This window comes from Phyllobacterium chamaecytisi (assembly GCF_020164455.1).
Classification (GTDB): Bacteria; Pseudomonadota; Alphaproteobacteria; order Rhizobiales; family Rhizobiaceae; genus Phyllobacterium; species Phyllobacterium chamaecytisi.
The window spans coordinates 228,285-254,191 of the sequence record NZ_JAIQWW010000007.1 but is presented as its reverse complement, the minus strand read 5'-3'; the positions used below and the strand labels follow the sequence as shown (position 1 = coordinate 254,191).

General features: G+C 56.1%; 21 protein-coding genes and 1 other RNA gene. 11 read left to right on the top strand and 11 right to left on the bottom strand.

The window, feature by feature from the left end; all coding sequences use genetic code 11:
• Positions 1 to 91: 91 nt before the first annotated feature.
• Both LB462_RS13530 and LB462_RS13525 read right to left on the bottom strand, forming a co-directional pair.
• Positions 92 to 1,012, bottom strand: a complete 921-nt coding sequence (locus tag LB462_RS13530; RefSeq protein WP_224508645.1) for a COG3904 family protein — start codon at positions 1,010 to 1,012, stop codon at positions 92 to 94.
• A 790-nt stretch (positions 1,013 to 1,802) separates the two neighbouring features.
• Positions 1,803 to 1,946: a hypothetical protein gene (locus tag LB462_RS13525; protein WP_224508643.1), complete on the bottom strand. Its 144-nt coding sequence runs from the start codon at positions 1,944 to 1,946 to the stop codon at positions 1,803 to 1,805.
• A gap of 177 nt (positions 1,947 to 2,123) precedes the next feature.
• Here LB462_RS13525 and LB462_RS13520 point away from each other — a divergent pair, with 177 nt between their 5' ends.
• The 3 genes from LB462_RS13520 to LB462_RS13510 all read left to right on the top strand — a co-directional run bounded on the left by LB462_RS13520 (position 2,124) and on the right by LB462_RS13510 (position 5,141).
• Positions 2,124 to 2,657, top strand: coding sequence for a Holotricin-3 precursor (locus LB462_RS13520; RefSeq protein ID WP_224508641.1), 534 nt, complete (start codon positions 2,124 to 2,126; stop codon positions 2,655 to 2,657).
• A 436-nt stretch (positions 2,658 to 3,093) separates the two neighbouring features.
• Complete coding sequence (locus tag LB462_RS13515) at positions 3,094 to 4,485, top strand: sensor histidine kinase (RefSeq protein WP_224508639.1); 1,392 nt, start codon at positions 3,094 to 3,096, stop codon at positions 4,483 to 4,485.
• Positions 4,485 to 5,141, top strand: a complete 657-nt coding sequence (locus tag LB462_RS13510) for a response regulator (protein ID WP_224508637.1) — start codon at positions 4,485 to 4,487, stop codon at positions 5,139 to 5,141. The genes LB462_RS13515 and LB462_RS13510 overlap by 1 nt, the downstream gene beginning before the upstream one ends.
• Positions 5,142 to 5,177: 36 nt before the next feature.
• Here the strand turns inward: LB462_RS13510 and LB462_RS13505 are convergent, their stop codons facing one another.
• Positions 5,178 to 5,615, bottom strand: coding sequence for a hypothetical protein (locus tag LB462_RS13505; RefSeq protein WP_224508778.1), 438 nt, complete (start codon positions 5,613 to 5,615; stop codon positions 5,178 to 5,180).
• A 555-nt stretch (positions 5,616 to 6,170) separates the two neighbouring features.
• Here LB462_RS13505 and LB462_RS13500 point away from each other — a divergent pair.
• Positions 6,171 to 6,830, top strand: a complete 660-nt coding sequence (locus tag LB462_RS13500; protein ID WP_370637134.1) for a sugar transferase — start codon at positions 6,171 to 6,173, stop codon at positions 6,828 to 6,830.
• A 108-nt stretch (positions 6,831 to 6,938) separates the two neighbouring features.
• Here the strand turns inward: LB462_RS13500 and LB462_RS13495 are convergent, their stop codons facing one another.
• Genes LB462_RS13495 through LB462_RS13480 form a run of 4 tightly spaced genes read right to left on the bottom strand, consistent with a single transcriptional unit; the run spans position 6,939 to position 12,061 of the window.
• Positions 6,939 to 8,720, bottom strand: a complete 1,782-nt coding sequence (locus tag LB462_RS13495; RefSeq protein ID WP_224508634.1) for an ABC transporter ATP-binding protein — start codon at positions 8,718 to 8,720, stop codon at positions 6,939 to 6,941.
• A 4-nt stretch (positions 8,721 to 8,724) separates the two neighbouring features.
• A complete protein-coding gene (locus LB462_RS13490) occupies positions 8,725 to 9,717 on the bottom strand; it encodes a glycosyltransferase family 2 protein (RefSeq protein ID WP_224508776.1) in 993 nt (330 codons plus the stop codon).
• Positions 9,718 to 9,765: 48 nt separating this feature from the next.
• Positions 9,766 to 10,872, bottom strand: coding sequence for a glycosyltransferase family 2 protein (locus tag LB462_RS13485; protein WP_224508632.1), 1,107 nt, complete (start codon positions 10,870 to 10,872; stop codon positions 9,766 to 9,768).
• A 13-nt stretch (positions 10,873 to 10,885) separates the two neighbouring features.
• On the bottom strand, positions 10,886 to 12,061 hold the full coding sequence (locus LB462_RS13480; protein WP_224508629.1) for an acyltransferase family protein: 1,176 nt from the start codon (positions 12,059 to 12,061) through the stop codon (positions 10,886 to 10,888).
• A 634-nt stretch (positions 12,062 to 12,695) separates the two neighbouring features.
• Here LB462_RS13480 and LB462_RS13475 point away from each other — a divergent pair.
• Positions 12,696 to 13,718: a Tle-like phospholipase domain-containing protein gene (locus LB462_RS13475; RefSeq protein WP_224508627.1), complete on the top strand. Its 1,023-nt coding sequence runs from the start codon at positions 12,696 to 12,698 to the stop codon at positions 13,716 to 13,718.
• 3 nt (positions 13,719 to 13,721) lie between these two features.
• On the opposite strand, the gene LB462_RS13470 is transcribed toward LB462_RS13475, so the two are convergent.
• Positions 13,722 to 14,378 carry a class I SAM-dependent methyltransferase gene (locus LB462_RS13470; protein WP_224508625.1) on the bottom strand — a complete coding sequence of 219 codons (657 nt, stop codon included), beginning with the start codon at positions 14,376 to 14,378 and terminating at the stop codon, positions 13,722 to 13,724.
• A gap of 4 nt (positions 14,379 to 14,382) precedes the next feature.
• Positions 14,383 to 15,636, bottom strand: coding sequence for a BtaA family protein (locus tag LB462_RS13465; RefSeq protein WP_224508623.1), 1,254 nt, complete (start codon positions 15,634 to 15,636; stop codon positions 14,383 to 14,385).
• 379 nt (positions 15,637 to 16,015) lie between these two features.
• Between LB462_RS13465 and LB462_RS13460 the strand changes: the two genes are divergently transcribed.
• Entirely contained in the window at positions 16,016 to 17,830 is a 1,815-nt protein-coding gene (locus tag LB462_RS13460) for an LTA synthase family protein (RefSeq protein ID WP_224508774.1), read from the top strand.
• 8 nt (positions 17,831 to 17,838) lie between these two features.
• On the opposite strand, the gene LB462_RS13455 is transcribed toward LB462_RS13460, so the two are convergent.
• Positions 17,839 to 18,351, bottom strand: coding sequence for a GNAT family N-acetyltransferase (locus LB462_RS13455; RefSeq protein ID WP_224508621.1), 513 nt, complete (start codon positions 18,349 to 18,351; stop codon positions 17,839 to 17,841).
• A 2-nt stretch (positions 18,352 to 18,353) separates the two neighbouring features.
• Complete coding sequence (locus tag LB462_RS13450) at positions 18,354 to 21,989, bottom strand: hydantoinase B/oxoprolinase family protein (RefSeq protein WP_224508619.1); 3,636 nt, start codon at positions 21,987 to 21,989, stop codon at positions 18,354 to 18,356.
• Between the two features lie 240 nt (positions 21,990 to 22,229).
• Here LB462_RS13450 and LB462_RS13445 point away from each other — a divergent pair, with 240 nt between their 5' ends.
• The 5 genes from LB462_RS13445 (at position 22,230) to rnpB (ending at position 25,779) form a co-directional block, all read left to right on the top strand.
• On the top strand, positions 22,230 to 22,613 hold the full coding sequence (locus LB462_RS13445) for a hypothetical protein (protein ID WP_224508617.1): 384 nt from the start codon (positions 22,230 to 22,232) through the stop codon (positions 22,611 to 22,613).
• Between the two features lie 150 nt (positions 22,614 to 22,763).
• Positions 22,764 to 23,483, top strand: a complete 720-nt coding sequence (locus LB462_RS13440) for a J domain-containing protein (protein ID WP_224508615.1) — start codon at positions 22,764 to 22,766, stop codon at positions 23,481 to 23,483.
• Positions 23,470 to 24,234, top strand: coding sequence for an N-acetylmuramoyl-L-alanine amidase (locus LB462_RS13435; protein ID WP_224508613.1), 765 nt, complete (start codon positions 23,470 to 23,472; stop codon positions 24,232 to 24,234). Before LB462_RS13440 ends, LB462_RS13435 begins: the two co-directional genes overlap by 14 nt.
• Before the next feature lie 213 nt (positions 24,235 to 24,447).
• Positions 24,448 to 25,197, top strand: a complete 750-nt coding sequence (locus LB462_RS13430) for a lytic transglycosylase domain-containing protein (RefSeq protein WP_224508612.1) — start codon at positions 24,448 to 24,450, stop codon at positions 25,195 to 25,197.
• Between the two features lie 92 nt (positions 25,198 to 25,289).
• An RNA gene (rnpB, locus tag LB462_RS13425) (RNase P RNA component class A) lies at positions 25,290 to 25,779 on the top strand.
• The last annotated feature ends 128 nt before the right edge of the window (positions 25,780 to 25,907 follow it).

Sequence of the window (25,907 nt, the reverse complement as noted above, 5' to 3'; positions counted from 1 at the left end):
AACTGCATCCTCAAACGCCGGATCACCCGACCACGAGAACAGAGGGCCGAGGGGGTGGGTAAGAAGCTAGTTATGCCCAGCAGGCGATGCGTCAGCGACACCAGTCCTTGACCCGCTCGCCCTTGTTGTTGACGAAGGCGATGTAGGGCTGCGGATTGGTCGAATGGAACACGGCGACGAAGTGGCCATAGCGCGTCTTGCCCTTGGCCAGGTACGAGCCAGCACCGTTCTTCGCCCAATTGCCGTCGTAGCTGTAGGTGTTGGGGCCAACGGCGATTTTGCCGTTGGTGAACAGCGATACTTCGTAAGTCTTGCCAGAGGTGGCGGACTGGCAGGTCATCGTCCAGTCGCTGCGATCAGGCGCGTAGGACGGCTTAGGCAGCGCGGGTACGATAGCGGCTGTGGTAGCGGGCGGGCGCGCTGTTGCCTCTTCCTGCGTTTCGCTTACCAATTCGGAGAAACCTGCCAGTTCATCGCTCTTGAGCCACGCCATCTGATCGCCAGGAGTGGTGACCATCTTGGCAATGACGCTGTCAGGCATGCCATAGAGTTTGGCAAGCCGCGCCATTTCAAGTGTCGTTGCCTTGGCTGATTCACCCTCGTAGGGCATGACTTCATTGCCGTCCGAGGCTTCTAGGCAGGAGGAGGCCGAGTGTACGCCGATACTCGCGCTCGCCGTATGGTAACGCCGCGCCCCTGCCGCCCACACCAGCGGGCACATCGAGTTGCAGCGATCACCACTCGCAACGGCGGTATTAAGGCCGAGCAGGTGCACCGCATAGGCCAGCTTTACCCCAGCGCCGACATTGCCGCCCGGCGAGTTGAGCAGCAGCGATTGAATGGAATTACCCGCCTCATTGGCGGCGGTAACGGCTGCAATCAGTCGCACGTTATCGCCTTCGACGATTTCGCCAGCCATGAGCAGTGTTTGATCCGAAATCGAAGTAAAGGTTGCAGCATGGCTGGTGCTGGCCAATGCTGCGGCGGCGAAGGCCGCTACGATGCGTTTCATTTTTTGGCGCCCCTTTTATTTTTCTTTTTCTTGGCAGATGCCATTATTTCCGTGACGTGGTGGTGACTGACGGTCGGGAGAAGAAGCAGCGAGGCGGCGTTCATGACTGAGTCATGGAATTTCCCGGATCCCAACGACCCTCCCGCAAGTTCGTGATGACCTTGCCGGCAAGCGTGAAGCCACCCAAGTTGGCCGAGCAGCGTTGGCGGACAGAACTAAGGCGGAATTCTTCGAGTGGAAGGTCTCGCTGAAAAACGGAAGGCTCGGGGGCAACGTCGACACAATCACCAGCAGGAATATTGCAAGTGCTGGGCGGAGGTCGCGCCGATTAACCAGACCCGCCGCGCTGTGCAACGATCGAGAGTTCCTTGGGTCGTAATAAGTATGCGCCTAGGTGTGAACGAGGGTACGACACATCCAATGCTGGACGAAATGTGAGACCCGGCACCATAGAACTGAAGAGATCGTGGACGTCGACTCTCTGCTGGTTAGAAGGACTAACCGATTGGTGAGACCCGACGCGGGGTTCAATGGGCGGTGACACGCCGGGCCTCGTGCCGGAGCTCGTGAGCTCTCCGACCAGGATCAAACCAGCTCGGTCGACGGATCGTTCCGGTATTAACTCTTTTGAATTAGGTGAGGCACCAACGCCTTCCTTGGGCTCGGAATGACCGGTGTCAGTGCCTCTGCCGTTCCTCGCGGAACGACTTGGCTACAACACAGATTTCAACAATTGTGTTCCAAGGATCTGAAGCCTGAAACAGCAAAGCCCGATCTACCGGAAACTATTTCAATGGCGGGTCCGAATCAGACCCTCACCAACAATGGAACGCTGACGAATACAAACAACATCGGTGCCGATGTGGTTCACGATCGTCAACGGCGCCACGGGGATAATCGCCAGCACCAACCCCAATGCCGTTTCAAATGCCATTACCGCAGTGAGCTCTGCCTGCTATGCTGCCACCGGCGAGGTTCATGAGCATATACGCGTTAGGCCCATTGATTTTCACGGATAGGTCTTTAGTCCGATTTCTCTTTCCCCCAAGAGGCCTATCTTCGGACTGTTGGTCCGGCTCTGTCGGCATGCACTTTATTGAGGAGGTGGATAATGGTTCAATTTAAAGTTGGTCTCGTCGCAGCAGCGTGTCTTGGTTTGTTTTTTGCCGGCGCAATGTGTGCAACCACCGATCATTTCAATCCCGTAGGTTCGGCCCTTGCCAAAAACGGCGGCGGCAACGGTGGTGGTAACGGCAACGGCAACGGCAACGGCAATGGCGGTGGAAACGGGAACAACGGTGGAAGTCATGGCAAGTCGTCCGACCGCGGCAATTCTGTAAATGCCCACGACAAAGCCAAAGTCGAGAAATCATCTCTGGACACCGACGACGATAAAACTGGTTTGGGTCCGCTGAACGCTGCGCATGCATCTGCACGGGCAAGGGAGCGGGCCGCACCGAACTCTTCCGTAGGCAAGATTGCAACCTACGAGCGCAGCCGGGAAGAAGCCTTGGCGCTGACTGACCCTGCGCTGCAGGAGCAGGCGCTTGACGATGCGGTTGCACAGCTTGAAACGGCCTTTGGCCGCACGCTCACCCCAGCGCAGGTCGATCGCATTGATGCATTGCTGGATGCGCGCCAATAAGATCTTACTGAACCTATATCTGCGGTAATCTTTCAACAGCGGCCTTCGGGTCGCTGTTTTCACGGGCAGCTAACACGGCGTCATGTTGGGAAGAATTCCAAATCTTCAGAAGTCGCGGAGTAGCCGAACATCGGGATGAGTCTGGATTCACGTTTTGATTGCGTGAGGAAGTTTCTTGGGGGTAGACATTGCGCGGGGTCTCCTGGCTCGTGCATAATTGCACGATGACAGACATTGCGGTAACGGTGACCACGGCAACATATCACCGTAGAAACGAAAAACGGTGGCTCGCGACCGCTATGGGCAGACCAGTGCTACGACCGCACAGGCACCCAGAATGGAGATAAACAATGAAAGCATCGGGGTATCGGTGCCTACGTAACGTTCGAATATTGCCTCGATCAAATGGCTTTGGACCAACGCACCGTACACAGCCATGAATCTGCTGACCCGCTGGAATTCCCAGTCTCTTGCGAGGCAGTTTCTGCTCATTGGAGGGTTAGTCTCGGTGGGCGCGATGATTTTGATTGGCGCTTTTGTGGCGGGCCTGATTGAAGCTGCCGTTACTCGTAATTCGGCGGCGGCGACCGCTTTGTACGTGGACAGCGTTATCGCGCCCATTCTTCCCGACATGCAAACCAATCAGATGCTCGACGAGACGGTTACGCATGCGTTGGATGAGACGTTGGGGCAGGGGGCGTTGGCTAGCAGGCTAATGTCTTTCAGGCTCTGGCGAAGCGACGGGCTGGTTCTCTATTCCAACGACAAGAAGCTTATGGGCAAGCGCTTTGCCGTCAGCGATGACCTGAAGACAGCGTTTGCTGGCAAGATGGTCGCTAATTTTAACAACGTTGATGATGTGGAAAGCGAAGCTGAGCGGGCGAGCGGCAAGCCACTTCTGGAGATTTATAATCCGGTCCTCCAACCTTGGTCGGGCAAAGTGGTCGCCGTATCGGAATTTTATGAGATAGCTGACGAATTTCAGCACAGTTTGGATCAGGCGCGCCTGCGCAGCTGGCTTGCTGTCGCCTTCTTTACACTGGCTTTTTTTCTGGTCTTGTCAGTTATCGTGTTTCGTGGAAGCAAGACCATCGACGACCAACGTCGGGACCTAAAGCAACGGGTGAGCGAACTTTCCGACCTGCTCCTGCAGAACAAGACGTTGCATGCGCGCGTCCAACGTGCCTCTCAACGCGCTGCGGCACTGAACGAAAGCTATCTCAGGCGCATAGGGGCGGATATTCATGACGGCCCCGCACAACTCATGGCGTTCGCTGCGCTTAGGTTGGACAGCGATGTCCTGGTTAATCCTGCTGTCTCGGAAGAAACGCGTGAGGGCGAAGTGATGGCGATAAAGGAAAGCCTGGACGAGGCGATGCGTGAAATCAGGAACATCTGCGACGGCCTTGTGCTGCCACATATAGAGGCGGCCGATTTGCCAGAAATCATCCAGCGGGCGGTTAAAGCCCACGAGTATCGTACCGGGTCGAGCGTTGATTTATCGATGTCAGGCACCCCGGCGCAGCTCGAACCTTCGGCAAAAATTTGCATTTATCGCTTTATACAAGAAGCTTTGAACAATGGATTCCAGCATGGCGGAGGCATTGAACAACGGGTTGTGGAAACTTTGCGGGGCGAGCGCGTTGTAGTCGAGGTCTCTGACAGCGGGCCGGGATTCGATCCAGCCACTGTCGGTCGTACCGGTATCGGACTTGCCGGGCTAAGAGATCGAGTAGAAAGTCTTGGGGGCCATTTTACAATAGAGTCTTCGGCACGAGGGACTAGGGTACGGATGTCACTGAATTTGGACGGACTGGAGCAGGCGTAATGACTGGACTAAGTATTGCAGTGATCGACGATCATCCGTTATTCAGGGAGGGGGTCAGGCGCAGCCTCGGTGAAATCAACGGCTTCCAGATCGTTGGAGAAGGCTGCACGAAGGAGGACGCGATCCGGATTGCCCATGATCACCGCCCGGACGTTATTCTAATGGACATCTCTATGCCAGGCGGTGGTCTAGACGCGATCTCTCCGATCCTCGACCATTTCCCCGACCAAAAGATCATCATGCTGACGGTGTCAGAGAGGAGTGACGATGTGACGAAGGCTCTGAACAGTGGCGCGAAAGCATACGTCCTCAAAGGCGTCGGCTCACGGGCGCTGGCCGAAATAATCCGAGCTGTTGCCTCTGGCGAGGGTTACGTTTCTCCGGCCCTATCGGCCCGGATGCTATCGGATCTGTCATCCATCTCCAATGCGTCCAATAAGACTGATCTGATCTCCGAACTCTCCAGTCGCGAGTATGAGGTCCTGGATCTTGCCGCGGCCGGTTTGAGCAACAAGCGGATTGCGCTGAAGCTCGACATTCACGAAAAAACTGTGAAGCACCATATGGGACGCATATTTGCGAAACTTAACGTCACAAACAGGACGGAAGCCGCGATGGCCCTGCGTGACGCTGGTCGCGATATCCGCTTGGCATAATTGGTCATTGCATGGCGCACCCAGCGTGCAAAACGATCAGCGGGCGAACGACTGTAATCTCGATTGATCAGAAATTGTTGCTGTGCGGTTAATGATGGTGCGCCCCCTCGCATCCTTCATTGTGTAGCGCCCGGCCTCAATCCTTTCGCTCATTCCATTCTTGTGACGAACTTCAATCGAAGAGTCATCAACTTCCACGTTTTCGCGGGTAACGGGTTTGGATTGATTGACTGTAGTGCCTTTTTCATCGCCGCTCTGGCCCGCATTGTCGTTTTTTCCGTCCTTGCCGTTATTACCCTTCCCGTTCCCTCCGCCGCTATTTCCACTGTCGCCGCCGTTGCTATTGCCTCCGCCCTTGCCGCCTCCATTACCGCCACCCTTGCCGCCGCCATTGCCTCCATCTTTTGCCCACGCCGATTGTGCGTGCAAACTCAGAGATCCACCATCAAGGGTGATTTCAGAGGGCGTCGCCACCAATACCGCCGCTACGAAAGCGCTACAAAGGACGCGAGCCAGTCCAAAACGGGTATGCATAGTGCCTCCTAGAAGTTCTGTCCTCATAACAGAACGCAAGACAAAGGGAAGGTTTGGTCTCTGTTGCGGCTCAAAGCAACTGCAGTCACAGAAGCGGCGGGCCTCAAGAGGGCTTCCCCGAATTTGGCATGTCGCATTCGCGTGTCAACATCGCCATACCCTTCCATACCAAACGATCGCCTCGCGGTATTCCGACTTTGGTCCGATCATCGATTGTCATAAGACTCATCCTTCGCTGGTCTGAAGTCCGAGAGGAACGCGACCGCCCTTAGGGTCCATCGAGCCGATCCTCTTCATTGCTGAACAGCAATCAGACTTTGGTCTGATCTTGGGCTTGGCATAAGTCCGACGCTTCCTAGGGCTGAAGCCCAACGGTGGAACGAAGTCGCCAGTCCTGGGTTGGCGTGGGGGATTGCCGCGCATATGAAGAGTTGGTTTTGCCATCCAAAACACGAAACGAGCCAGCTTCTTGAGAACCACTCGAAAGGACTTCTTGTGACGACGAAAATAATTCGAGAATCCGAAGAACTTGAAAAACTTCCCATTGGGGGGCTCTTGAAACGATCGTTCGATGTGCTCGCTGCGATCCTTGCCCTCATCCTGCTCAGCCCGCTGTTTATACTGCTCTCCTGTCTGGTTAAGTTGTCGGATGGTGGACCTGTTCTCTATGGCCATCGCCGCATCGGGCGTGGCGGGAATGCGTTCTATTGTCTCAAATTTCGTACCATGGTTACAGACGGTGATGCCGTCCTTGAAGCCCATTTCGCTGCAAATCCGGAGGCACACGCAGAATGGTTGGCGGCACGAAAGCTGCAGGTCGATCCACGCGTCACAACTGTCGGCATCGTGTTACGGAAATTGAGCCTCGACGAATTACCTCAACTGGTAAACATTCTTCGCGGAGAGATGAGTCTGGTTGGGCCGCGTCCTGTAGTGAAGGATGAGATCGAGCTCTATGGTTCCGCCGCAACCTACTATTTCAAATCGCGCCCTGGCCTGACTGGTGTGTGGCAGATCAGCGGGCGTAATGACGTCAACTATGACGAACGGATTGCTTTCGATAAGCACTATGTTGAAAACTGGTCCTTTCAGAAAGATATCATAATCATTCTCAAGACCATTCCCGCCGTATGTGCGTCTCGCGGATCGTATTAATTATTAACTTGGCGGCCGCTTCACTGGGCCGGATAGAATTGAGTTGTCGGTGCGCACCTTGCGGCTCCAAACGATTCCGCCAATGAAAAAGACGGTAAGTTGAGTTCGTCAGCCGTTTTTATGCTCATAGAGTTGGTCCATACTCAATGAGGCTACTTCGGCAAATCGAGCCTGGCTCTTCACGTGACCGCCACTGAGGATCACAACATCATCGCAAAACGCAATCGTGCTCCTATGATGGCTGATCACGATCGTTGTACGCCGTCCTGCCCTCGATTTAAGCGTCTCGACGATCGCTGCTTCCGAGAGACCGTCCACAGCATTTGTGGCCTCGTCCAGAATCAGGATGTCGGGATCGCGCACCATTGCTCTTGCCAGTGCAATGCGTTGCCGCTGTCCGGCCGACAGGTTGACGCCTCTGTAGCCAACGATCGTTTGGTATCCATAGGGCAGGTTTTCTATAAACTCGTGTGCCTCGGCCAATTTTGCCGCACGCTCCGCTTCGGCGGCCGTCGCCAGGTCTTGCCCGTAAGTGATGTTCTCCAAAATCGTACCGTCCACCAATTCCAGGTCCTGGCTTGCCAACGCGATCTGGCTTCGCCATTGGGTGGGGTCGATCTGGCTCAAGGGCACGCCATCAACGATGATCTGCCCCTCATCCGGATCCACAAATCTGCACAAAAGGTTTACCACGGTGGTTTTGCCGGCACCTGATCGACCGATGATTGCTGTCGAGCAACCACTGCGGATTTCGAAGGTCGCGGAATGCAACACTGCCGCACGGGAACCTGAACCAGGGTATTTAAAGGTCACACTGTCGAATTGCATCCGTTGACGTAAGCCTTGGGCCGGCTGCGTGCCCGCTGGAGGTTCTGGCTTATCTGACGAATCCAGCAGCCATCTCACTTCTTCCAGTGACCCGCTCCAACCCTGGATCTGGCTCCACGACAATTGCAGGGCACGCATATGCGGCTGCAGCCGGTAGAGCAGGACTATGAATGCGACGATAACCGGAAAAGTCACGTTCACGAACCAGGCAACCACGACGACTGCCAAGAACAGCATCGCATGCAAGACCTCGGTCAGCGGTGGTAGTGCCCCCTGGCGGGTTTGGAGGACAAAGCCAGCCCGGCGAACGGCGTCGGATGCTTTGTCGAAAACCGCCTTTTCACGCCGCTCCTGCCCGAAGATACGGATCAGCCGGCCGGCATGTACGAGGTGGAGCATTCTTGATGCAAGTTCGCTATTGAGCGATGTGACACTACGGCTCGGGTCTTTCAAACTGGCCGAAAGAATGGCGTGCGCCAGTTGGACCAGCGCCAGGCCCAGCGCCACGAACAGTGTCATCGGCCAGGACAGAAGCAGAAGGAATCCCAGTAGAATGATCGCGGCCGACGCGCTCACAATCGACGCGAGGACGGTCTGGATGGCATCCGAAGCCCGCCACGACTCATTGGAGATGATATTCAGCAATCGCCCCGGGCTCTGTTGCAGGAAGAACGGGTATCCTATGCTCAGGAGCTGCTGTGAGAGCGCGCTTCGAATGGAGTGGCTGGCTTTGCCGTAGATGTATGTCGTGAGTACGGTGTTTGAAAATGCCAAAACGTTCTTCAGCGTGATCAAGGCGAGGACAATGACCGCGATTACAACGAGTCGTTCTCCATCATCCAACCCCGATCCGACTTGTTGGAAGACAGCAGAGAGGCCGCCCATTCCCGCGTCATTCTCATGGCCGGCAATGATGCTCAGCATGGGGATGACGAGGCCGATACCGGCGCCTTCAAGCGCAGCGCTGCTCAGGCCGAGGATGACCACAGCGGAAAGCAGGGGCAATTGGCGCCCCAGCGCGTCTCGGAGCATCTGCGTGCCTGGCAATACGAATTGCAACATGATGTCACCTTAGCTGAAGAGCTGCCTGTTTGTCTTGACGCACCTCTCGGCGACGCCGCCGTTTTGTTAAAAGAAGACCCACGAATGCGACAGCGCCCAGCAAATTCATGAATACAATTGGCCAGTGCGAAAGGTGCAGCTCAGGATCGAATCGAGGGCCGCCGAAAAGCTCCCTGCAAGCCGATCTCACGGACCAAAAGAAATGGCGAAGCAACCATGGAGCGCATCGGATATGCTTCACGTAAAGCCCCCCATTGCCCAGGCTGTAATTTCGGTGAAGCTTCTCTACATCTTGGCGCGCACTTCGTCCGTGGTGGTGGAAGACGGTCATGTCGGGCACATACTCGACCGGTATGCTGCGTTGAAATGCGCGTATAAGGTAGTCGGTGTCCTCCGCAGCTCGCAGCGGGGCGCCCGCGCCGAGCAGTTCGTCGAATTGGCCGACACGAGCCGCGACCTCGCGATGCATCGTCATGTTGCAGCCCACCACGAAGCCACCGGGATGGACGTCGCGGGTAAGCCGCGCGCGTGTCGGCGATCGTTTGATCGTGAATGGTAAATCATTGGGGTTGCCGAGCTCAACTCGGCCCCCGCGGATGACCAACTGCTCACCGGTCGCATAATGACGCTCCAGGTCACGGAGATAGCCCCGATGAACTTCGCAATCGTCGTCGATGAAAATGACAATGCTGCCCCGCGCGTGCTGTAGCCCGAGATTGCGTGCGGCGGCTAGGCCCGGACGCGCTTCCACAAGCAGTGTGATCGCAATATCCGAGGTAGCGGCCACGCCCGTCACGTATCCTGGCGTGCTGTCCGTCGAGCCGTTGTCGACAACGACGAGTTCGCTCGTAAAGGCAGCATGGGACCGGCATGCCGCCTCAATCGATCTAATGCAGGCTGCAAGAGCCGATGCGCGGTTTCGCGTACACACAATGAAACTTGCATGCACCGGGTTCTCTGACTCCGACGGAGCAATTGTCGAAAGCGCGCGCGCCATCTTGAAACTGTGTTGGGCGGTCTGGTGGAGTTCGGTATCCATTCTAGCTCAGCCGATTAGTTCATAACGGGGCAGGACGGTCGCGGCGGGCACGGACTGCAAGTACCGGGATAACGCGTCGACCTGCCTGTTGGCCGCAATTGAAATGCCACTGAACCACGGCATGTAAGCACCGGGGCGGAGACTGTATCGTTCGCGGCGCCGGATGAGCCCCCATTTTTGCGTGCGGGTTAAGAATTCATGCGTTAACTCCGGTCGCTGTTCATCGCCGATGAGCTGATAGAGAAAGTAAAAAAGGTTCAAGGCGCCTTCTTCATAGCTCGGCCGTATCGCCTCGGGCTGTGTCGAGATCTTCTCTTCGAGCCCCAGAATACATTCCGCGACCCGCTGAACACTGTTCATCGTCACGGCGTTGGCGATGTCGTCGAAGACGTCAGGATTGTCGACCAGACCTTCCCGCTCGAGATTCTCGGCAACGATCTTCAGATGCGTCTTGCGCATTTGTCGCTTGTGCTTGTTTGTGACGCTTTCGTCGTGGATACGATAGGCGACCAAACTCTCACCGATCATTGCCGCTGAAAAGCGATCCGTAATCCGTCTGAAAAGGTCGAAATCTTCTGCGTGGACGTAACGTGGGTCATAGAAAAGCATCTCATCCGGGATGACTTTTCTGTTGTAGACCACGGTCGAGTGCATGAAGATCGTAAAGAACTTCGACAATATCCCTAAACTTGCCCACAGGTAGAGCGGATCAAGCGTGCCCCGCACAATACGGTCGCCGATAAGTGTGTCGATACCCGTCCCGCAGATTGCGAGGTGCGGTTGCTCCTTAAATACCGAGACTTGGCGCGAGAGGCGAGTCGTGTAGCAGACGTCATCTGCATCCATCCTGGCGACAAGCTCGCCCTTGGCCAGAACCAGGCCCTCGTTCAAGGTCGCGATGAGGCCACGGTTCTCTCGTGAGACGATGGATATACGACCGTCGGCCTTCTGGTATCGCTGCAGAATCTGCAAGGAGCCATCAGTCGAGCCATCATCGATCGCGATGACCTCCAGATGCTCATGGTCCTGACGCAGAATGCTGGCGAGCGCCGCGGCGAGATAGGGTTCGCCGTTGTAGACAGGGAGCAGGACGGAGACCAGTGGAGTGGGCATGGTTCACCTGGGGTCAGTTCGTTGACGATTGAGGGTTTGGGAGAGTGTCGCTGTCATCGATTGCACGGTGAGGATAGGCGGGAATCCCCGGGACTTTCGTCGCGTATACCGCTTGAGCGGTGGTGCGCTCTTTTGGAACGACGTAAGGGAAGAAATCTTTTAGCGCGTTGATCCGCTTTTCCAGGACCAGCCACGAGATCGAGGCGAGCATCAGCGTGCCGGCACCTGCAATGAGGAGCCGACCGAATCCTTGCTCCGAGACATTGATGGGTATCCAGGGCTGAGCTTTGACGATCAATGCAAGAACGACTGCGTGAAAAAGGTAAACGCCGTAGCTGATGCGACCAAGGGCAGTCAGTGGCGGGCATTCAACAAGCCGACCGAGATAACCGCCCAATCCTGCTGAACAGCAGCTCACAATCATCACCAGCGGGACGAGAGGAAGAACCTCCAGCCCGATCCAGCGTGCCCAATCCAGCGTCATGGGCATTGGCATTGGTCTGAGCCACAACAGAATGAGGAAGGTGACGGCGAGCGGCACCCAGCTCATCAACATCCATCGGGGCGAGAGCGCAGTCCTCGATCGCCAGATAGCAAGCAATGCACCGGATGCCAGTGCGTCCATTGACGCGGGAGGAAGCAGATCACGCGCGAGAGAAGGCGTTCCTGTAACAGGCCAGTAGAAACGATATGCTAACGAAAGGAGGATGACGCCAATACAAATCCGTTCGATCGAACGGCGCGGCGCCAACAGAATAATCAACGGCCAAATGACGTAGAACTGCTCTTCGATGCTCAGGCTCCATGTGTGACACAAGATCCATGGCGTCCACTCATCGCGAAGGGCATACCAGAAGTTTGAAAGGTAAAACGCGTGCCAGGCTAGCACTCGTTTGGATTCCTCTAGGCCCGCCAGCCAGACGAAGCCCAACATGCCAAAATATGGGGGGAAAATGCGCAATGCCCGGCGAATGTAAAACGACTTGAGTGCCGCAACGGGTTCGAATTCTGCGGCGGAGCGCGCCTCCAGGAGAAGCCGCGTAATCAGGAACCCGCTCAGCACGAAGAAGAGACGTACTCCGACGTGGCCCCAATAAGAGCCATCGGCAGCGAAAAAATGCGCATACAAAACCATGGCGACGGCAACGGCTCTCAGACCGTCCAACTGCCGATAACGCACATTCGACATCGGGATCCTTCAGTGTTCAGCTATACCGGCAAGCTCCTGGACCGCGCCAACCCTCCAATCAGTGACGGTTCTTGCCAAATGGCCTCCCTCATTGACCCAACAAATAGGCTCTCTCGGGCGTGATCACCTCGATCTGCGGACGTACCAAAGCTTCGTTCGGCGCAAACAATTATGGCTGCTTCTGTTTGGCACGTGGCAGAAAGCGCAAGGGTGCTCGCCTGTCTTCCAAATCCCTCCATATCAAACATAGGCCGCACCGTAATCAGACTTTGGTCTGACTACGGTGCGGCATAAGTCGGGCGCGGTTCAATCAATCTAGGTCCGACGCAATAATGCTGCGATGAACGAGAACTGACCGCGCGCAGATTCTCCCATTCGGGCATGACATGCAATAAACGACCGATAACAGCGGTGGCCATTGCGAACATCCAGTCGTTGAGATTTGCTAGCGGAGCACCTGCGGGCCTCGGAGACGCAGGTTGGATAGCGGCGTCAATGGGCTGCGCCATTCAGCGTTTGTTCGCGCAGATCATGCCCCCATTTTCCTAGCTGCACGAATTCTTGGCGCGTGTTACTCGTTGCAACCTATGTTTGAGACGTATTGGTTGCAGCATTTGCCATTTGGGGGCAAGAAATGATCAGAAGACTTGGCTTGCTGGTTTTGCTCGTCGGCTTCGTCGCGTTCGCAAACGCCTTTTTGAGTTCCTGGGTAACGATCGATCGCAATGATTTGGGTGTTTCCGTGGGCCAAACCGGAAGCTGTATCCGCCCTGCGATCCCGAGTTTCTGGCGAAACTATCGCGGCTATCCCGACTACGATAATGAACTTATCTCCGATTATTTCGGCATTTATGCTGCCTATGCGTCGAATGTTTATCAACCGATCCCGCGCGAGCGCTTCAGGCTGCAGCCCGACTATTTCGGCTGGGCTCCGCAAGGTGGACCGATCGTAAGGCCAGGTGGCTTCGACGCCGAAGTGTACTATCGTCGCGCGACCGATCGCCTGTCGGTGATGATGGTGTTCCGGGGCAAAGACAATTCCACAAGTCTCAACGATCTCATCAGCGAAAACACCTACTTTACCCAGATGATCAATCCCTGGGATCAATATCGCACCGCGCGCAAGGAGTTCGCCAAAGTGCGGAGGGAAGCCCAGCAGAACGCGGCCGACCTGCCAGTTGAATACATAATGGTCGGACATGGCCTCGGAGGCGGGCTCGCGCGTCACATGGCAGCTGCGTTTCCATGTACCGCCGCTATCGTCTTCAATTCGACCTTCATATCCAACAATCGCCGTCTGGCGGAGCCGTATGATGGCCAGGTCGTTGATCTTTTTTCCGACAATACCCTTCCATCGAGATTGGCAATCCTGTCCAACCCGCGCGCATTCTTCCGGATTTCGCGCGTCCATCAATGGTATCGCGTGCGAAATGCCGGAAACTTCGCCGGGCCGCAAGGCATGCAAAGGGCCGCCGTTGCCATGGCCCGGATCCCGGTTATGTGCCTGCTTCGCGCCGATTGCGAATTGAACAAGACGACGAGTGGCGATGCGCAGGAGGCAAATCCGCAAACCAACCGGACGGCTGCGGAGATGTCGATGCTCTATTGCCTCGCGGGTCCGAACTCGGAAGGCTCCAAGAGCGATCTGTGCAAATAGGGTCTATTTCTTGCGGCGAATAACTGAAATCCAGGCAAAGCCGCGGTAGAGCCGCCGCGCTTCGCTTGTACATCCGGTTTGCGCAGCGATCGTGTCAGCTACATCGAACAGGTTGTTGCGCGGTGTGACGTGATACCATTCCAGCCATTTATACAGAGCAGTCCTGGTAAAGCCGGGCAGGTCCTTCAGATCACCAAAATCCACGATATGCAAGGCGCCGCCAGGTGTCAGATGGCTCACAGCCTCGCGGATCACCTCTTGCCATTGCGGAATCATCGAAACCGCATAGGAGATGAAGATCCGGTCGAATTCACGCCGTCCGAAAAGCGCTTCCGGATCAAAATCCGCGGCATCGGCGTAAGCGAGGTGCGCACGTTCGTCCAGTCCCGCTGCGGCTATTTTCTTGGTCGCGGTCGCGAGCATTTCATTCGAGATATCAATGCCGTAGAGCGAAGTCTTGGGATAGGCTTCGCCGGCCAGGACAAGATTCCGGCCGGTACCGCAACCAATTTCAAGAACGCTGCCTTTCGCAGGGGGATTGAGGCCCGCGATCATGGGGTCGCGTCCAAGAAGGTAATATTTGCGGGTGGCATCATAGAAATGACGCTGATGCCGGTAGACCCGATCCATCAGCGGACCATGTTCAATCTTGGCGAGCATCGAACTAATCCTTCAGCGTGTAGAGGTGGAAACCGCCGTAGATTGACGAGCGATCGCGGGCATGAAGGGCGAGTGACTCTTCATCCTGATAGGACCAGCGTTCGAGCAGAGCATCGTCGATACGACCCGGCAGAATGGTCGGCTCGGCGGCGGTCCGGAATATGACGCGAGCGCCTGGTGCGGCGGTGCGGGTAATTTCGTGCCAGAGTTCGTTGAGCTGGGTGTCGTTCATCCAATCCTGTGCATCGAGGAGGATGAAGCGGTCGACGGATGCGACGGCCTTTGCCGCGAGAAATTCTGTCAGGGACGCATTCACAACGCTCATCCGACCTGCGCGGTCGCGCACGGTGGCAAAGTTGTTGCGAGAGAGATACGGAGGCAGCGGGCCCGTTTCAGCGTTGTCGCTATAACCACGACCGAAGGCCTGCCAGGCGAAATAGTTCTCCGAAAGGGGGAAGCCACAAGCGAGCTTTTCAAGACGGCCGCGCAGGACCTGTGCCATATTGCCGTTTCCGGCCGTTGCAAGAGCATCATATTGCTGCGGTGGGATGCCGAGGCCAAAAAGGGACGATTTCCGCTTCGTCGCCCAGCGGATCATGCGCTTGTCAAAGAGCGGGGCCAGGGCGCTGTCGAAATAGGCGCGCTGTTCCTCCATGGTCGAGGATTTCAGAATATCGCGCGGATCGATGCCGTAAAGTTTTGCCACGCGATGTCCCATGCCGATGAACAGCCCGAGCAAGCCGTGGCGATAGAGATCGCGGGAGAAGATCGTGATACGCCGGCGCCCCGACAACATGCGTTTTTCCCAATAGCCGCGGCTTGTAGAGTCCAGATGGTGGCGAATAAAGCGTTCATAAGCAGCAAGGTTGGCCTTGTCATCGGCCGTGCCGTAAAAGCGATAGAACGCATCGTAGTTGGGCAGGTTTGCCACTGCCGCGAGCTTCAGGCGGTTGAAAGCGACGTGGGCAGTATTCAAATCTACGGCCTCGACGCTGGCAGGGTCGGCAGTCAGGTAGGACATGGCATTGCAGCCGCCCGATGCGATTGTGACGATGCGATGTCCGGGGCGGATCTGCAGCGCCTCCATGTCGACTTCGGGATCTTCCCAGATTTGTGGATAAACCAATCCCTTGAAGACATGAGCGAAAAGCCGCTCGGACATCCCCGCCCGCGATAGAAACCTGTTCTGACGGACCGCCTTGTTCAGCTTCTCACCACGCGGGAGAGGGGCATTTGTGGATTGTCGAGCAAACGGCATCTAATCGAATCCCCTTTGTTGGAAATTCCTGCTCGCCTAACATTTCGATGTAACAGACGGGTGACGGTGCCAATGCAACCAATTGTCAAACGGATTCAACTTATGGCGGCAACCCATTGGGTTTGCTCGTTCGCGCAATGTGACACTGTTGCCGCATAAGTGATCGAATTCGGCTAATTCCTTGTTTTTCCCACTTTTCCTGGAACGGCCAGCTGATATATGACGTTTTAGTGACGGTTTTGTAACAACCGCCCGCGCATGCGTTGTGGAGATGGCGTTGGTCAGGCAGATCGAGCAAGTCGAACTTGAGACAGAGAGTGCCTGGCAGGCCGATGCGGCTGCGACTCAGCCCTCCATATTTGCAATCTACCTACGGCACATGGGTTATGTGATCGCTGTTTGCGTTCTTTCAACGGTCTTGGTGTTTGCCATTGAACTGGTATCGCGCGGCTCAGTTTCGGAAACGGTGCTGTTTTTTCAGGAGCTCTACCGGCCTGCCTGGACGACTGTCGGCTTCTATGCACTGGTGATGATTGCGTTCGATGCGCTTCTCGGACGTTCCCACAATGGACTGCTGGTCGTCGCTCCCTGCGTGTTGCTGTTCACGTGGATTGGGAGACAGAAGGCGCTGTATCTGGGAGACCCGCTTTACCCCACCGATTTTCTGTATTCTCGCCAGATCGTGGACCTTCTGCCCCTGCTCGTCAGGGAACGGCCGTGGAGTGCCGTCGGCATCGTCGCAATAACGATTTTGGTAAGTGCTGGGCTTGTCTTGACCTGGCGGTTTTGGCGCCGGCGCGCTTTCAGGCTCAACGGCAGGGGACGCCTGTGGCGACTGGTTGTCGCGATACCGGCCCTGGTCTTCTTTGTTTCGATCATGGATTACAACAATTTTTCCTGGGCGAGGGACCGCCTGCGCGTACAACCAATCATGTGGGATCAGAAGGAGAACTATGCCCATAACGGGTTTACGATGGCCTTCGCGCTCAATTTGCCTATGGCCGACCTAACCGTTCCTCAAGGCTATTCCTTCGAAGCGATCACCGCGATATCGGTCCCTGCAACAGCGATGGAGTCACGCGAAAAGCCCGATATCATCATGGTGATGAGCGAGTCCTTCTGGGATCCGACACGGTTACGCGGCGTGAATTTCAATCGTGATCCGCTCCCAACGGTGCGCGCGAGGCAATCTGGCTCGGTGTTCTCGCCAGAGTTCGGCGGGATGACAGCCAATGTGGAATTTGAGGCGTTGACAGGCTTTTCCAACGCATTTTTGCCCTATGGCAGCATCCCCTATCAGCAATATGTCCGCCATCCCCTGCCTTCGCTTGCCACCTTTCTGAAAAGCAAGGGCTACGCGACGAGGGCAATCCATCCCTATCACGAGTGGTTCTGGAACCGCCGGAATGTCTATCAGGCATTCGGCTTCGACACCTTCCGATCGGAGGAGAATCTGCCGAAACTCGCGTCGCGGGGGCCGCTGGTGTCGGATGCGGCCCTAATGGAGGAAGTCATTCGGGAAGCGGACGAGACCAAAGGCCCGTTCTTCTTCTTCACCGTGACCTTGCAGGGTCATGGCCCTTATGAACCGTATCGTTACAAGGACCCATCTATTGACGTGGCGACAGAAACAGGTGTTGCCGAGCGCGAAGCCATCCGCAGTTATTCTGAAGGTGTCGCCGATGCTGACCGTGGTTTGAAGAGACTGATGGACTGGGCGTCAAAGCGCAAACGCCAGACGATCCTCGTCTTTTTCGGCGATCATCTGCCACCCCTAGGCGACGCCTACATCTCCACGGGATACATGAAAGGCCGCGTTGCAGACAGGCGCGCGCCGCTCGACGAGATGCTCAAGCAGCATGAAACGCCTTTGGTCGTCTGGTCCAATCGAACGGGAACGGATCATGGCATCGGTACTGTCAGTCCGGCTTTCCTGCCTCTGCATCTGCTTGAGCTTGCTGGGTTAAGCCATCCATATTACACAGGCTTTCTTGGCGCGATCCGCGACCGTTACAAGATCATAGACCGCCATCTGCTATTGTCTACAGACGACATGTCAAATCCTGACTGGATGGAAAAGCCAGGCACCGACCCGCTGATCAATAATTTCCGGCTGCTGCAATATGACATGATGTTCGGGAACCGGGCGGGTCAGGATAAATTCTTTCCCGAGCTGAATGTTCACGGCAGTTAAGGCGACGGTTATCTCAGGTCTAGCCGCAATAGTTCATCGTCATAGGATTGATCGTTGACGCGCAAGGCATCTTTTTCAAAGCCGAACACGGTGAAGCCAAGCCCCAGATAAAGCGCGCGTGCCGATATGTTTGTGGCCATTACGGTTGCGTGCAGCGTATCCACATGACCCCGGGCATAATCGATGACTGTCTCCGTCAATTGCTTTCCGAGGTTATGTCCGCGCCATTCCTTGTCGACGAAGACGCCCCATAGCAGCCCCTTGTGCCTCTGCTTGATTTTGGTGTTCATGGCGAACCCGGCAACGCCGACAAGGATATCATCGGCGAATGCACCAAAGGCGGCATTGGGCCGGTCATCGAGGCGCCGGCGGACCTCCTCGATACCGAGTTCGCGTTCCTCTTCGTAGCTCGAACCGAAAGCCTCTGGCGCGCTGCGCAAGCCATGCAGGCGCAGCGCGTGAAAGGCTTCGGCATCGGCGCCGTCCAAAATCCTTATGGAGGGAGGGGCGCCGGGCACCATTGTCAGGCTCCGATCTTGCTGTAACCGCCGGGCGTTGGCGTTGTGACGATGACGGCTTCACCTGCCTCGAGCACAGTCTGATCGCACGCCTTCAATGTTTCAATAGTTCCATCGTTGCGGCGCACTTCGGTTTTGCCAACCTCGCCGTCGCCGCCGCCATCGAGGCCCTCTGGGGGACGATTGCGATGCGATGAAAGGATCGAGCAATCCATCTGCCTTAGAAACCGGATGGTGCGTTTGGTACCGCCACCGCCCGGGAACTTCCCGATGCCTCCGGAATTTGCCCGGATGTGAAAGTCCTCAAGCAGGACGGGAAATCGCATTTCGAGTATCTCCGGATCGGTGAGGCGCGAATTCGTCATATGGGTGTGAACGCCGGAGGTTCCGGCAAAGCCCGCCCCATTGTTGAAATGGCCGGCGGGAGACCCTGAACAGATTGTCTCGTAGTACTGGTACTCATCATTGCCAAAGGTCAGATTGTTCATCGTTCCTTGCGAATTTGCCATGGCACCAAGCGCCCCGAAAAGCGCATTGGTAACATGCTGCGACGTCTCGACATTACCGGCCACGACAGCTGCTGGATAGGCAGGCTTGAGCATCGAACCATCGGGAGTGATGATGTCGATCGGACGCAGACATCCTGCGTTCATCGGGATCGCGCCCTCAACCATGACGCGGAAGACATAAAGAACTGCCGCGCGCGCCACCGGTTCTGGCGCGTTGAAGTTGTTCTTCATTACTGGCGACGTGCCTGTGAAATCGACAGTCGCCCGGCGCTCGCGCTTGTCGACAGTGATCTCGACCTTGATCGTCTGGCCCGTATCGGTCGCATAGGAACATTCGGAATGTTCAGGCAACTGGTCGAGAACGCCGCGGACGCTTTCGGCTGCGTTGTCCTGCACGTGGCCCATATAGGCCTCGACCACATCGAGACCGAACTGAGCGATCATCTTCCTGAGTTCATTCACGCCCTTCTCATTGGCGGCGATCTGGGCTTTCAGATCGGCAATATTCTGGTGAACATTGCGCACAGGCCATGGATGGTTGGTCAAAAGCTCGGTCAGTTCTTCTTCGCGGAAGCGGCCCCTTTCAACGAGACGGAAATTGTCGATCAAGACTCCTTCTTCGTCCACTGTTGTCGCAAGCGGCGTCATCGATCCTGGCGCCGATCCACCGATGTCCGCATGATGACCGCGAGACGCCGAATAGAAGAGGATGTTCTTGCCCGCGTCATCGAAAACCGGAGTAACTACCGTGATATCGGGAAGATGCGTGCCGCCATTATAGGGTGCGTTGAGCGCGAAAACATCGCCCGGATGGATATCGCCTTCATTTAACTTGATGATCGTTTCGACGGAACGATCCATCGATCCCAGATGGACTGGCATATGCGGGGCATTGGCCACCAGTGCGCCATTGCGATCAAAAACCGCGCAGGAGAAATCCAGCCGCTCCTTGATGTTGACCGAATAAGCGGTGTTTTGCAGCGTCACGCCCATCTGCTCGGCGATCGACATGAAGAGATTATTGAACACCTCCAGCATGATCGGATCAGCTTGCGTGCCCAATGCGGCGGCGCGTGCCTTCTTCTCTATCCGCCGCATCAGAACGTGATTGAGCGCGGTGATTTCCGCCTGCCAGCCGGGTTCCACGACGATCGTTTGATGCGTCTCGATGATCAGCGCGGGGCCACTGATCTTGTGTCCGGGTTTAAGATTGGCGCGCGGGAAGGTGACAGCATCGTGGAAGGCTCCACCGGTGTAGACCACGCAGGTTTCACCGGCCTCGGGCTTCGAATTGTCTTGGCGTTGCTCGGTTTCAGTCTGCTTGTGTCCGCGACTATCCGAGCCCTCGACGCCGACTGCTTCCACGACGATACCCTTGTCGTCGTAGATGAAGCCAAATTGCGCCTTGTGTGCAGCTTCAAAGGCAAAGCGCGCTTTATCGATCGAGAAATTACTGAAATCGACTGGGATTGTCGTATCGGTGCCGTCATAGCGCAGATGCAGAATTGGTCGTGATGCGATGTGTTCGCGGGGCACGCCTTGTTCGGTTATTTCCTTGATGACGGTTTCGGAGAGACGGTCGGATAGCTGGCGTATGTCGCTCAATGTGTTTGGGGACAAGATTTTCACCAACGCTTGCTGGCGGGAGGCGAATATGGAGGACAAGCCGATCCCATAGGCGGAAAGCAGGCCGGAAAAGGGATGGATCAATACGGCTTCCATGCCAAGTGCGTCGGCAACGAGGCAGGCATGCTGGCCTCCTGCGCCACCGAAACAATTCAGCAGATACCGGGTGACGTCGTAGCCGCGCTGCACGGAAATCTTTTTCACAGCATTGGCCATGTTTTCGACCGCGATGGTGATGAAACCTTCCGCAACCTCTTCCGGTGTTTTGCCTTCGCCGATTTCTGCGGTGAGGGCAGTGAATTTTTGGACTACCACCTCGCGGTCGAGCCGCTCATTCTGCGCGGGACCGAAAATCGCCGGAAAATACTCAGGCTGCAACTTGCCGAGCATGACATTGGCATCGGTTACGGCCAGCGGGCCACCGCGCCGGTAACAGGCCGGGCCAGGATTGGCGCCAGCGGAATCGGGACCTGCCTGAAACCGGCCAGCGCTATAGTGCAGGATCGATCCGCCGCCCGCCGCCACCGTATGAATGCGCATCATCGGCGCGCGTATGCGAACGCCCGCGACTTCCGTGTCGAAGGCGCGCTCATAGTCTCCTTCGTAGTGCGCGACATCTGTCGAGGTGCCGCCCATGTCGAATCCGATCACCTTGTCGAAACCGGCGAGCTTTGCTGTCTCGACCATGCCGACGACACCGCCTGCCGGACCGGAAAGGATCGCATCCTTGCCTTGAAACAAATCTGCCGCGGTCAAACCGCCAGAGGACATCATGAAAGACAGGCGGGGGCCGCTATCGGACTTGCCCTCTATGCCAAGCTCGCGCGCAACGTGTTCGACGTACCGGCGCAAGATCGGCGAGAGATAGGCATCGACAACTGTTGTGTCGCCGCGACCAACGAGCTTGGCCAGCGGCGAGACCTCATGGCTGACGGAGACTTGGCCGAAGCCCATTTCGCGCGCAATTTTCGCCGCTGTCCGTTCATGCGCCGGATAGTTCCAGGCATGCATGAAGACGATCGCGACGGCATCGATGCCGGCCTGCCTGATATCGGTCAAAGCGACGCGGATTTGTTCGGCATCAGGAACGATTTCCACTGTTCCGTCTGTACGGACGCGCTCGTCGATTTCGATCACACGTTCATAGAGCTGTTCAGGGAGAATGATTTCCTTGGCAAAGATGTCCGGCCTTGCTTGATAGGCGATCTTCAAGGCGTCACGAAACCCTTTGGTTATCACGAGCGCTGTCCTGTCACCTTTTCGCTCGAGGAGCGCGTTGGTGGCGACGGTCGTGCCCATCTTGACCTCACCGATACGCTGCGAGGGGATGGGGTCGTCCTTTTTGACGCCAAGCAAATCGCGAATGCCCTGGATGGCCGCATCGCGGTAAGCTTCTGGGTTTTCCGAAAGTAACTTGTGGGCTCGTATAGCGCCTTCGGGATCGCATGCAATGACGTCGGTGAATGTACCGCCACGATCGATCCAGAAGTCCCATTTGTCGCTCATAATATTCGTCCGATCTTAAAATTGGTGATTTGCAAAAATTTCGGCGAGCTTGTGCGCCGCCTGCCACAATAAACAGGCCCGGTTAGCAAGCGCAATCGGCTGTAGCATTTGGATTAAATTTTCTGCGTATGTGTGGTTATCCACACAGGAATTAACCGAAAGCCAAAACAGAATCCAACTTTGCCTTATTTTCGATAAGATGGAATCGAGGGGCCATCTAGCAATTTCGGAGAGGAAACCATGAAGAGTAAATTTGTTGTTTCGCTGGCGGCGGTTTCGCTTCTGGCGCTGGCCGGTTGCGGCGAGAGTGAGCAGAAGTCGGAACAGCCGCCGGCAAAAGCCGAACAGCCGGCACCGGCACCAGCACCAGCACCAGCACCAGCTCCGGCCCCAGCGCCCGCGGCTACGGAAGCGCCGGCGGCGCCGATGAACGCGGAAGAGACCTTGAAAAAGATCAAGGAACAGGCCGCGACAATGACGGCTGAGCAAAAGCAGGCTGCAGTCGCCACCGCCCGCAAGGCGGCTGAGGATGCCGCGACGGCAGCCGGTCAGACGGCGGATCAAGTCAAGGCGGCTGCGGACTCTGCAGAAAAAGCCATCAAGGACGCGCTCGGCGTTCAGTAAAAACAATCCCAGTCATGGGTAAGCGGCCAGCCATGCGCTGGCCGCTTGGCCAAACGCACGCAAATGCTGCGTCAACCGGTCCCGGCAAAACGCGTTTTTCGACACACTATCTCTCTCGCAATTGCGAACGAATTTGAATAAAACGAACATATGTCGATTTGGCGCCGCATCAGCGATTTCATTACCAGCACAGCGATCGATGCCTTTTCGAGCATCATCGAGGCGGTGCGTACTGCGTTTGAAGGCGATCCGGAAACGCGGCGGCGCGTAGCCTTCTCCATCGCCATGATTGCATTGTCGGCCAAGATGGCAAAGGCCGACGGCGTCGTGACGCAGGTGGAAATCAACGCTTTCAATGACATTTTCCATGTGCCGGCACAATATCAGGATCAGGTCACACGCCTTTATAACCTCGCCAAGCAGGATGTGGCGGGCTACGAAGCCTACGCCACCCAGTTGGCTTCGCTGTGCGGCTCGGGCAAGCCTAATTGCAAGATGCTGGAAGACATCCTTGACGGGTTGTTCCACATTGCCAAGTCGGACGGTGCCTTGCACGACGAGGAGTTGATTTTTCTCGGAACGGTCGCTGAGATATTTGCGATCGACGAGGAGAAATTCGACATCATATTGGCACGGCATGTCGGGCGCAGTCAGGCGGATCCATATCTCGTTCTCGGTCTTCCACGGAACGTCAATTTTGAAACCGCGCGCAAGCAGTATCGCGCGCTCGTTCGCGAAAACCACCCGGACATGTTGATGGCACGCGGAGTGCCGGAAGAGTTCATCGCCATTGCCAACCAGCGCATCGCCGCGATCAATGCGGCTTGGGATAAAGTCGAAAAAGACCTTAAGGCATATGAGCACGTTTGAGCCGGACCAACCGCGGGCCGATGTTCATGCCTCGCCGAATTTTGGTCCACGCAAGGACGGCAAGAATCCCTCCATCTTGATCCTGCATTATACCGGCATGGAAACTGGCGAGGCAGCGGAAAGCTGGCTGGCAAATCCACAAAGTGAAGTGTCTGCTCACTACGTCGTTTACGAGAATGGCCGTATCGTACAGATGGTGCCAGAAAGCGAGCGCGCCTGGCATGCGGGGCGGAGTTCCTGGAAAGGCGAGACCGATATCAATTCCTGTTCCATCGGAATCGAGATCGTCAACGGCGGTCCGCTGCTCGGGTTTCCGGATTTCCCTGAACCGCAAATCGAGGCGGTGATCGATCTTTGCCAGGGTATTGTAACGCGCCACGGTATCCGGCCGGAGAATGTTTTGGCGCATTCAGATATCGCGCCGGCGCGCAAGATCGATCCCGGCGAGAAATTTCCCTGGCCAGCACTTTACGATGCGGGCATTGGCCATTGGGTCGGCCCTTCGCCGGTACGCGGCGGAAGGTTCTTTTCGCTTGGCGATGAGGGCCAACCTGTCGAGGCCCTGCAGTCAATGCTGGCTCTTTATGGCTATGGCGTTCCTATCGATGGTGTGTTCGGTTCGTCGACACAATTGGGCATTTTGGCCTTCCAGCGTCACTTTCGCCCTGAAAAAGTCGATGGAGTAGCGGACGTATCAACCATCGAAACCCTGCACAAGCTACTTTCTGCACTGCCAGTGGTCTCGTCATAAGTTGTTGAACGAAAAAGTCTTTTCCCGATAGGCTTTGTGCGCTGCAGCATATATATTTCAATGGGTTACACAAAGTTATTTGGCCGATCAATATTCGGCTGCATTGCGCCGTCAAATCCTTGGCCAATGTTCCGGGCATCGCCCTTGTGTTTTTTGGCACGGAACGGTCCCGGCGTGCACGTTCGTGCGGCCCAAGCTTCTAGACGGAAAAAGATGACAAAAAAATTTGGTATGATTTTCGCCCTCCTTGGGGCGATGGCCTTCTTCGGCACAAATTCAGCATTCAGCGCTCCAAAGGAGCCGACAAACCTCGCCGACTACATGAAGGCAAAACGAGCCGAAGCGGAAAAACAGAAAGCCGCTAACAAGTCTACGAAGCCAGTGCAGGCAAAGACCCAAGTCAAGCGCAGTGTTGAAAAGACGGCGGTCAAGAAAAGCGCAGTCAAGCCGCAGCGGGTGAGCAAAAAGGCTTCAACCCACAAACGCCCGGTGGTTCAGGCTAAAGCGCGGGTGAAAACCGTCGTTCGCAACCAGACCATCAACCGTGTCGATACGATGACCACGGGCGGTGTCCCTTCAGCGATCGGATCGTCGAACTATGCGACGATTATCAGCTCTTACGCGTCGTCCTATGGTGTTCCTTTTGCGCTGGCGAACGCGGTCGTCAGGGTGGAAAGCAATTATCGTCCGAACATGACCGGCAGCGCCGGCGAAATCGGACTGATGCAGATCAAGCTCGAGACAGCGCGTGGCCTTGGCTATACGGGTTCGCGGCAGGCGCTCTACAACCCGGAAACAAATATCCAGTGGGGCATGAAGTATCTTGCCGGCGCGCACAAGCTTGGTAACGGCACGACCTGCGGCACCATCCTTCGTTACAACGCCGGTCATGGTGCCACGCGCATGAACCCGGTTTCTGCCAACTATTGCAGCAAGGTGAAGTTGCAAATGGCCGCCATGTAAGGCGGGTCAAACCCCTGCTGAATTCAAAGGCCGGATAGTATCCGGCCTTTTTTCATTTGCGTTTTTCCTCCGAAACGCATTTATACGCATCGCCAGCTGGCCGGGCAGCCGCGCATGTCATACGCCGAAAGGCGGCATGTGAGGAAAGTCCGGGCTCCATGGAAACACGGTGCCGGATAACGTCCGGCGGGGGTGACCCCAGGGAAAGTGCCACAGAAAGGAAACCGCCCCGTCTTTCGTTGCGCCGGGTTCAGAGCAATTCCAGGAAAAGTGTGAAGCGGTTTTCCGTCCGGAATTGCGACAAAAGGATACTGAACTGGACGCAAGGAATGACGGGGTAAGGGTGAAAGGGTGGGGTAAGAGCCCACCGCGCAACTGGTAACAGGGGCGGCATGGCAAACCCCACCGGGAGCAAAACCGAATAGGGACGGCGTGCCGGGCGAAAGTCCGGCGATCAGTTTCCGGGTCAGTCGTCCGGGTGGGTTGCAGGAGGCGGATGGCAACATCCGTCCAAGATGAATGGCTGCCGCGTTGGATGAAAATCCAGCCATACAGAACCCGGCTTACAGGCCAGCTGGCATTTTCACTACATTGATTTCACTGCGCTCGAGCGGTCCCGCCGGGTGCCGTCAATTACAACTTCCCGAAGAGTCCTAACCCTTCATTAAGCTTAATGAGCGATAAATTCAGAATCGCCGGAAGTGTGCCGG

Coding starts and splice junctions, on each gene's coding strand:
- LB462_RS13475 (WP_224508627.1), top strand. CDS start 12,696: ATGATCAGAAGACTTGGCTTGCTGGTTTTGCTCGTCGGCTTCGTCGCG.
- LB462_RS13450 (WP_224508619.1), bottom strand. CDS start 21,989: ATGAGCGACAAATGGGACTTCTGGATCGATCGTGGCGGTACATTCACC.
- LB462_RS13520 (WP_224508641.1), top strand. CDS start 2,124: ATGGTTCAATTTAAAGTTGGTCTCGTCGCAGCAGCGTGTCTTGGTTTG.
- LB462_RS13525 (WP_224508643.1), bottom strand. CDS start 1,946: ATGGCATTTGAAACGGCATTGGGGTTGGTGCTGGCGATTATCCCCGTG.
- LB462_RS13490 (WP_224508776.1), bottom strand. CDS start 9,717: ATGGCGCGCGCGCTTTCGACAATTGCTCCGTCGGAGTCAGAGAACCCG.
- LB462_RS13530 (WP_224508645.1), bottom strand. CDS start 1,012: ATGAAACGCATCGTAGCGGCCTTCGCCGCCGCAGCATTGGCCAGCACC.
- LB462_RS13460 (WP_224508774.1), top strand. CDS start 16,016: ATGGGTTATGTGATCGCTGTTTGCGTTCTTTCAACGGTCTTGGTGTTT.
- LB462_RS13430 (WP_224508612.1), top strand. CDS start 24,448: ATGACAAAAAAATTTGGTATGATTTTCGCCCTCCTTGGGGCGATGGCC.
- LB462_RS13465 (WP_224508623.1), bottom strand. CDS start 15,636: ATGCCGTTTGCTCGACAATCCACAAATGCCCCTCTCCCGCGTGGTGAG.
- LB462_RS13485 (WP_224508632.1), bottom strand. CDS start 10,872: ATGCCCACTCCACTGGTCTCCGTCCTGCTCCCTGTCTACAACGGCGAA.
- LB462_RS13435 (WP_224508613.1), top strand. CDS start 23,470: ATGAGCACGTTTGAGCCGGACCAACCGCGGGCCGATGTTCATGCCTCG.
- LB462_RS13515 (WP_224508639.1), top strand. CDS start 3,094: ATGAATCTGCTGACCCGCTGGAATTCCCAGTCTCTTGCGAGGCAGTTT.
- LB462_RS13495 (WP_224508634.1), bottom strand. CDS start 8,720: ATGTTGCAATTCGTATTGCCAGGCACGCAGATGCTCCGAGACGCGCTG.
- LB462_RS13470 (WP_224508625.1), bottom strand. CDS start 14,378: ATGCTCGCCAAGATTGAACATGGTCCGCTGATGGATCGGGTCTACCGG.
- LB462_RS13445 (WP_224508617.1), top strand. CDS start 22,230: ATGAAGAGTAAATTTGTTGTTTCGCTGGCGGCGGTTTCGCTTCTGGCG.
- LB462_RS13480 (WP_224508629.1), bottom strand. CDS start 12,061: ATGTCGAATGTGCGTTATCGGCAGTTGGACGGTCTGAGAGCCGTTGCC.
- LB462_RS13440 (WP_224508615.1), top strand. CDS start 22,764: ATGTCGATTTGGCGCCGCATCAGCGATTTCATTACCAGCACAGCGATC.
- LB462_RS13455 (WP_224508621.1), bottom strand. CDS start 18,351: ATGGTGCCCGGCGCCCCTCCCTCCATAAGGATTTTGGACGGCGCCGAT.
- LB462_RS13510 (WP_224508637.1), top strand. CDS start 4,485: ATGACTGGACTAAGTATTGCAGTGATCGACGATCATCCGTTATTCAGG.